Origin of the sequence: Streptomyces sp. NPDC005181 (assembly GCF_040608395.1) — a bacterium.
GTDB lineage: Bacteria > Actinomycetota > Actinomycetes > Streptomycetales > Streptomycetaceae > Streptomyces.
Genome location: NZ_JBEXID010000180.1, coordinates 1 through 6,167, shown reverse-complemented (window position 1 = coordinate 6,167; position 6,167 = coordinate 1). Strand labels below are relative to the sequence as shown.

General features: G+C 67.5%; 4 protein-coding genes, 1 tRNA gene and 3 pseudogenes. 3 read left to right on the top strand and 5 right to left on the bottom strand.

Annotation, left to right across the window (positions count from 1 at the left end; all coding sequences use genetic code 11):
• Both ABZV38_RS39185 and ABZV38_RS39180 read right to left on the bottom strand, forming a co-directional pair.
• A pseudogene (locus ABZV38_RS39185) lies at positions 1 to 293 on the bottom strand (hypothetical protein); the annotation flags it as partial.
• A gap of 356 nt (positions 294 to 649) precedes the next feature.
• Complete coding sequence (locus ABZV38_RS39180; protein WP_356333606.1) at positions 650 to 817, bottom strand: hypothetical protein; 168 nt, start codon at positions 815 to 817, stop codon at positions 650 to 652.
• An 83-nt stretch (positions 818 to 900) separates the two neighbouring features.
• Between ABZV38_RS39180 and ABZV38_RS39175 the strand changes: the two genes are divergently transcribed.
• Together ABZV38_RS39175 and ABZV38_RS39170 are read left to right on the top strand one after the other, a co-directional pair.
• Positions 901 to 3,213: an FUSC family protein gene (locus tag ABZV38_RS39175; protein WP_356333604.1), complete on the top strand. Its 2,313-nt coding sequence runs from the start codon at positions 901 to 903 to the stop codon at positions 3,211 to 3,213.
• A gap of 224 nt (positions 3,214 to 3,437) precedes the next feature.
• A tRNA-Met gene (locus tag ABZV38_RS39170) sits at positions 3,438 to 3,511 on the top strand.
• Between the two features lie 100 nt (positions 3,512 to 3,611).
• Here the strand turns inward: ABZV38_RS39170 and ABZV38_RS39165 are convergent.
• A complete protein-coding gene (locus ABZV38_RS39165; RefSeq protein WP_356333602.1) occupies positions 3,612 to 4,052 on the bottom strand; it encodes a hypothetical protein in 441 nt (146 codons plus the stop codon).
• 360 nt (positions 4,053 to 4,412) lie between these two features.
• Here ABZV38_RS39165 and ABZV38_RS39160 point away from each other — a divergent pair, with 360 nt between their 5' ends.
• Positions 4,413 to 4,658 (top strand): hypothetical protein, encoded by a 246-nt coding sequence (locus ABZV38_RS39160; RefSeq protein WP_356333599.1) that lies wholly within the window; start codon positions 4,413 to 4,415, stop codon positions 4,656 to 4,658.
• A 62-nt stretch (positions 4,659 to 4,720) separates the two neighbouring features.
• Here ABZV38_RS39160 and ABZV38_RS39155 read toward each other — a convergent pair.
• Both ABZV38_RS39155 and ABZV38_RS39150 read right to left on the bottom strand, forming a co-directional pair.
• Positions 4,721 to 5,203, bottom strand: a pseudogene (locus ABZV38_RS39155) (hypothetical protein).
• A gap of 58 nt (positions 5,204 to 5,261) precedes the next feature.
• Positions 5,262 to 5,720 (bottom strand): annotated as a pseudogene (locus ABZV38_RS39150) (glyoxalase); the annotation flags it as partial.
• Positions 5,721 to 6,167 lie beyond the last annotated feature (447 nt).

Here is a 6,167-nt window from a genome sequence, read left to right as displayed (position 1 = left end):
GGCGAGGGGGTGCCCGGCGCGCTGACCACGGCGGAGAAGGATGAGCTCCAGCGGCTGCGCAGGGAGAATCGGGAACAGCAGCAGACGATCGAGATGCGGTAGCTCGAGGTGCCCGAGTCGATGCGGGTGAGGGCACCGGGCGCCCCGTTTGCCATGGCCTGCTTCTGCATGTTGAGGACCGCGGTGACAGAAGGGTCGGGCAGGGAGGAGGTGGCTGCGGCGGCAGGGGAGGAGGCCAGGGTGGCCATCACGGCGGAGCCTGCGAGCACGATGCTCACGTTCTTGATGCGCATACGAGTCTTTCTGATATGAGGTCAGGTGGGCGCCGTCCGGTCCGATGGAGCCGCCGACGACCGTCACAGCGAAGAGAACTGAGTGAACGTCATACCGTGCCCCGCGCCCACGCGGGGACGGGCGATGAGGCGGCGCCGACTCAGGGGCGACGCTGGATGCATAGTGACACTGTGACACTATGACGTGTGGTCAGTGACAGTCACGATGCAATGTGATCCGCCCAGCCGGATCCCCAGCGGAGGTCAGAGGAATGGGGCCGAGCTGAATCCACCCTCAATGTGGGGCCGATGGTGCAGCACCGTGATGGGGAGACACCATGCCCACTGTCTGACCACACTGTCCTGGGACGACGCGGCTACCTCGGCGCGGTGACCGACGGCGTCTGCGGGCCCCACACCCCCGCGCAGCGTCGCCGCACGTACGCCCCTGGCTTCCCCTCCTGGCTGATGATCAGCATGAGGACCACCATGGTGATCAGGATGACCAGGCCGTGTGTCTCGCTCCAGCCCTTCTCGTCCGGCATGTACACACAACCGCTTGATCACTCCCGCGGGACGGCGGGGCCAGGGCGGGGGTTGACGCGTGCCATGCTGGAACTTCCGGTTTATGGTGGCGAGCGGGGAAAGCGGCAGGGTGAGGACAGTGACACGGGCGAGCCGGACGAGGATCTGGGACCGGTTCTCGGCCTCCGACCCCGGACTGTTGCGGCTGATGGCCGGCCTGCGGACAGTCGGCGCCATCGCGCTCACGCTCGCGGTCCTGGCGCTGCTCAAGGCCGATGTGAGCCACATGGTGGCCGGTGCCATCGCGGCCATGGTCGCGACCTTCGCTATCAAGGAGAAGCAGCGGCGCGAACAGGCCATCACGCTCGCGCTCGGCCTGCCCGTGGCGCTCGTGGCGATGTCACTAGGAGCGCTGTTGAGCACCGAGGTCGTCGCGGGCGACCTCTTCTTCCTCGCCTTGATCTTCGCCGCGGTCTACAGCCGCCGGTTCGGTGATCGCGGTACGGCCCTGGGACTCATCGGGTTTCAGATCTATTTTGTGTCCCTGTTCGTCAGGGCCACAGTCTCCGCGCTGCCGGGGCTGTGCGGAACACTGGTCGTCGCGTTCGTCTGCAGCGCGGTCGTGCGGTTCGGCCTGGTTGTTGAGACGCCCGAACGCATTCTGCTGCGACTGCGCGAGGCCTTCCGCACCCGCATCGCCCAATTGGTGTCCGCCCAGATCGAGTTGCTCGACGCCGGGCCGGACCACGTCGAGAAGGCGCTGGAGGACGTACGCCGACACACCGCGCGCCTCCACCAGAGCGCGATGATGATCCAGGGGCGGCTGGAGGAGGGCACCAGCGACAGCGCCACCGCCTTGCTCGTCCAGCGCCGTGTCGCCGACGCCGAGATCGCAGCCGAGCGGCTCGGCCTGCTCATCCTCACCGCGCGCAGCTCCGAACGCGCCGATACGCTCACGCTTCATCTGCCGCACGCGCCCGTGCCGGCGCCCGGCAACCGACTGCGGACACAGGACGACATCACCGCGACGCTGCGCCGTGATCTCAATGCATTGCGCCTGCTCGTCGCCCGCCCGGCCTCGAACAATCGCGGCGCCGCGGTGGCCCACCTGCGCAACCGGCTGCTCGGCTATCGGGACGAGGAGAATCTGCCGCGCGCCTCGGCCCCCGTCCAGGACGTCTTCCGCGGCATCGGCGAGGCGGCGCGCGCTGTCATGGGCCTGCGGCTGGCCCTCGACGGGCCCCAGGACGAGTCCGACGACACACCTGCGACGACGCGTTCCCGCGAGGAACTGGACGCCGAGGACGTCGCCATCGCGCAGGCCGAGGAGACCGAGCCTGTCGAGGATGTCCACAAGGGACTGGAGCGTCCCACGACCCGTGCCGCGGTCCAGGTATCGGTGGGTTCGGCGCTGGCCATCGTGGGCGGGGAGTTCCTCTCCAGTCAGCGCTGGTACTGGGCGGTGCTGACCTGCTGGGTCGTCTTCCTGAACACGGCATCCACCGGGGAGATCCTGGTCAAGGGCTACCGTCGGCTGCTGGGCACGGTCCTCGGCGTCGTCGCCGGTGTCGGCCTGGCAGGCCTGGTGGGCCACCACACCTGGACGGCTTTCGCACTCGTGCTGCTGTTCATCTTCGCCATGTTCTTCACCGCGCCGCTGTCGTACGCCCTGATGTCCTTCTTCGTCACGGCGGCACTGGGGCTGCTGTACACCCTGCTCAACACATACAGCTCCGCGGTGCTCGTCCTGCGCATCGAGGAGACCGCGCTCGGCGCCGCCTGCGGAGTGATCGCGGCGGCCGTTGTCCTGCCGGTGCATACCGATCGCCGTACCGACGAACTCCTCGGCACGGTGCTGACCCGGCTCGGTGACGTCACCGATGCCGCGGTGGAGCAGCTGAGCGGCGGGCCCGCACGCGATCTGCTGGACATGGCCCGGGAGCTCGATACGGCACTGGAGGATCTGCGGTCCTCCACGCAGCCGTTGACCCACCCGATCACCCCGCTGCGGACCCGCCGCCAGACCGCTCGCTACGTCGTGGCGCTGCTGGAGACGTGCGCCTACCACGCGCGTTCGCTGGCAGCGACGGCCGAACTCCTCCCGAACAGCAAGAGCGTGGCCGCGGACCCCCTCCTGAAGGGGGCAGGCCGGCGCATTGCCCACAACATCAACGTCCTCGTCGCGCGTGTCGAGGACGACGACAGCGACGGCGTGGTGGAGACCGGCGCGAGCCTGGCCTCCATGCTGGAGACGGACAAGCCCGGCTCCCCCCGGCACGACCGTGTCACGGACCGTGTCCTGCGGCATCTGCAGCGCCTGGACGAAGGGCTGATCGGTCTCGCCCGCCCCCTCGGGGTGGTGTCTGTCGCCACACCCGACCGGGCGTCGTCTCGGGGCGGGGGCGGGGGCGCGTAGCCGGGCCGGCGTTGCGGCGTTCAACCGACGTTCTGCAGAAACCGGTGGGTGTGGATCCCGAAGTACGGGAACGACTGGACGGTGTGTCCTCGTCTCCTGGCGTGGGGCGCGACTCGGATGATGCTCATGGCCGGCCGACAGCGCTCGCAGATGCGCCGGCACTGCCTCCAAGCGAAATCCGATTCGGCCGAGACGGGTCGGTGCCGTACAGTTCACCGTACCGACGCGGGGTGGAGCAGCTCGGTAGCTCGCTGGGCTCATAACCCAGAGGTCGCAGGTTCAAATCCTGTCCCCGCTACTCAAACGTGAAGGCCCGGTGGATACCGGGCCTTCACTGCGTCTGGCCCCGCTCGAACCTGGTCCTTTGCGCGACCGCCACTTGATGGTCAGCGGGGGCTTCAGGTTGCCGACTGATCGGTGTGATTCGTGCAGCCGGGTTCAACATCGGCGCTTGCCTGGGCGAGGATCGCCTCGATGTGGGCTGCGGCCTGTCTCCAGACGCTGAGGAACTCTCTCTTGTCTACCTGTGTTTCGCGCCAATGCGAATTCTCGTCCTGGGAACGGAAGATGAACAGGATCGCGCGGTTGGTCAACTCGGCGTCGACCTGCATGTGGTCGAAGGTGTCACCCAGGCTCAGCTGATACCGCTCATGCGGTTCGCCGCTCTCGGCCAGGCAGGCGAGGTCTTGCAGGTTGCAGTAGTGCGGATAGAACGCCGTTGTACTTCCGTCGCCTATCGGCCAGCCGTTGAGCAGGACCTGGAAGAGCCCGAAGCGTCGCAGGGGCATGTACTCAAGTACCACGATCTGGAAGCCGCCCGGCGATCCGAATATGCCCACAGACTCTTATTCTCCAGGGTGTCGGCCAGGTACGGCTTAAAGGGATCGACTCGCACGCGGCCGACAGTGCTCACGGAAACGCGGACTCTACACCGGTGGTGTAGGTTCCTCTTGATCATCAGCACTGGTTCCTGCGGAAATGCCAGAATCCGGGCCTCGTGAGCAGTAGCCCTGTCGGCTGGGTGTGAGCAATCCGGAGCCGACAGACTGCGAGGGTGATTACCCTCCGTGGTGCCACCCGGCCGCGCCTCGTGCTGTGTTCGTAAACGTTCGCCGTGTTCGGCCTTGGCCTGTGCAGCTGCCAGCCGGGAAGGCGTTGACCCTCCGCGTGGCGGCGGACGCCACACGCGCCGGGCGGCGGTGCTGTCCTGGATCGGCTGGTGCTCCGAGTACGGCTACAACGGCCCTCAGGAGATGACCGTCGGTCTGCTGATCGCCCGGCGGGAGGTTCATCTGCGGGAGAAGACGCTGGGGCGAATGCTGTACGAGACCGCGGCCCGCGCGGAGGAGATCCTCGGCGTCGACATCGATGACCTGGACTTCGCCGGACGCCGCTGCCCAGTTAAGGCCAAGGGCGTCCGGTCCAAGGCCCGCCGCCGCGGCTAGGTCCGCGAGGACTTCGTGCTTGAGACCGTCTTCTGGGACGCCGGCACCGCCCGGCTGCGGCCTCAGCCCACTGCCTTCTTCACGAGGGCGCTGATGAGCTTTCGTCGGCCGCGGTCAGCTCCTTCAGGGCGTAGGCGGTCGGCCACATCGCGCCCTCGTCGAGTGCCGCCTGGTCGCTGAAGCCCAGCGTGGCGTACCGCGACTTGAACTTCTCCGCGCTCTGGAAGTGGCAGACGACCTTGCCGTCCCTGGCGTGCGGGCATCCCGTACCAGAGCTTGGGCGCGAGGTCGGGAGTGGCGGTCTTGACGATCTCGTGGATCCGCTCGGCGAGGACCCGGTCCGCTTCCGGCATCTCGGCGATCTTCGCGAGCACGTCCTGCTCCGCTGCCGCCTCCTTCTCCGCCCGGGACGAACCACGCCGCGCCGCCGTCTTCTTCTGCTCGCGTGCGTGCTCCTTCATCGCGGCCCGCTCCTCGGCGGTGAATCCGTCGTACTTCTCGGCGGTCGTGCCGGAGTTCTCGGCGGGCGACTTCGTGGACGGCATAGCAGGTTTCCTCTCGTACAAGGTGAGACACGGCGGTGCGGAAGTACAGGATCGGAAGTCAGGACGGTGTGGGAGCGGGCGGCGCGGCGGCCTCCCAGGCGAAGCCGTCCGGGTCGGTGAAGGCGTCGGCGGTGCTGCCGAGGACGATGCGGTGCGAGCCGGTGCCGTCGGCGGGGACGCCGAGGTCCTTGGCCAGCGCGCGGCGCTTGTACAGCGCCAGCTTGACGGGGCTGGACTGACCGGGGGCGAACTCGGCGTACTTGCCGCCGAAGCTCTTGGCCACGGTCAGGCCCCGGCCTACGTAGAACTGCTTGGTGGCCTTCACGTCCTCGACACCGAGCAGCAGGACGACCTCGTCGATCTCGCGGGTGGCGGGGCCGGTGTCCTTCTTCGCCGAGGTCGCGATCTTCCAGATCGTCCCGTCCGGGGCCTGGACGACGCCGCCGTAACCCCACAGCGACTTCGTGACGGGCTTCAGCACCGCGGCACCGGCGTCCACGGCGGCGGCGACGAAGCCACCGGCTGACCCCCATCGAATACGAAACCGTCATGACCACACCGGCCCTCCAGGCCGCGTGACCGGACCTGTCACCCAACCCTGCATCAGACCCCTGAGTGTCGTCCAACAGTCATGACGTTGTCGACGCTTACGCGATAGGTGCGGGGGTGTGAGTTCCGGTAGCGCCGTGGACGAGTGCTCGTTCTGCCTGTGCGAGTCTGCGGATTGCCTGGGCCAGTTGACTCGAAGGGAGCGTGTACGGCAGTCGAATGTTGCGTCCGAACGCGCCTCCGATCCCGAATCGTGGTCCGGCCGCGATTGTCACTCCGTGGTCAGGCGCCATGGCTGCAAGCCTCAAGCTGATGGGCTCAGCTTGATCTTTAAGGCTGCTGCTCGGCCCCGCCGCGTCTAGGCATATCCGTTTTGCGCTGTTTCTTGCCGACTGGGTGGCGGGGTGCGGGTGTG

Bases quoted from the DNA above. Each gene is read 5' to 3' on its own strand.
- ABZV38_RS39180 (WP_356333606.1), bottom strand. From the start codon at position 817: ATGCCGGACGAGAAGGGCTGGAGCGAGACACACGGCCTGGTCATCCTG.
- ABZV38_RS39175 (WP_356333604.1), top strand. From the start codon at position 901: ATGGTGGCGAGCGGGGAAAGCGGCAGGGTGAGGACAGTGACACGGGCG.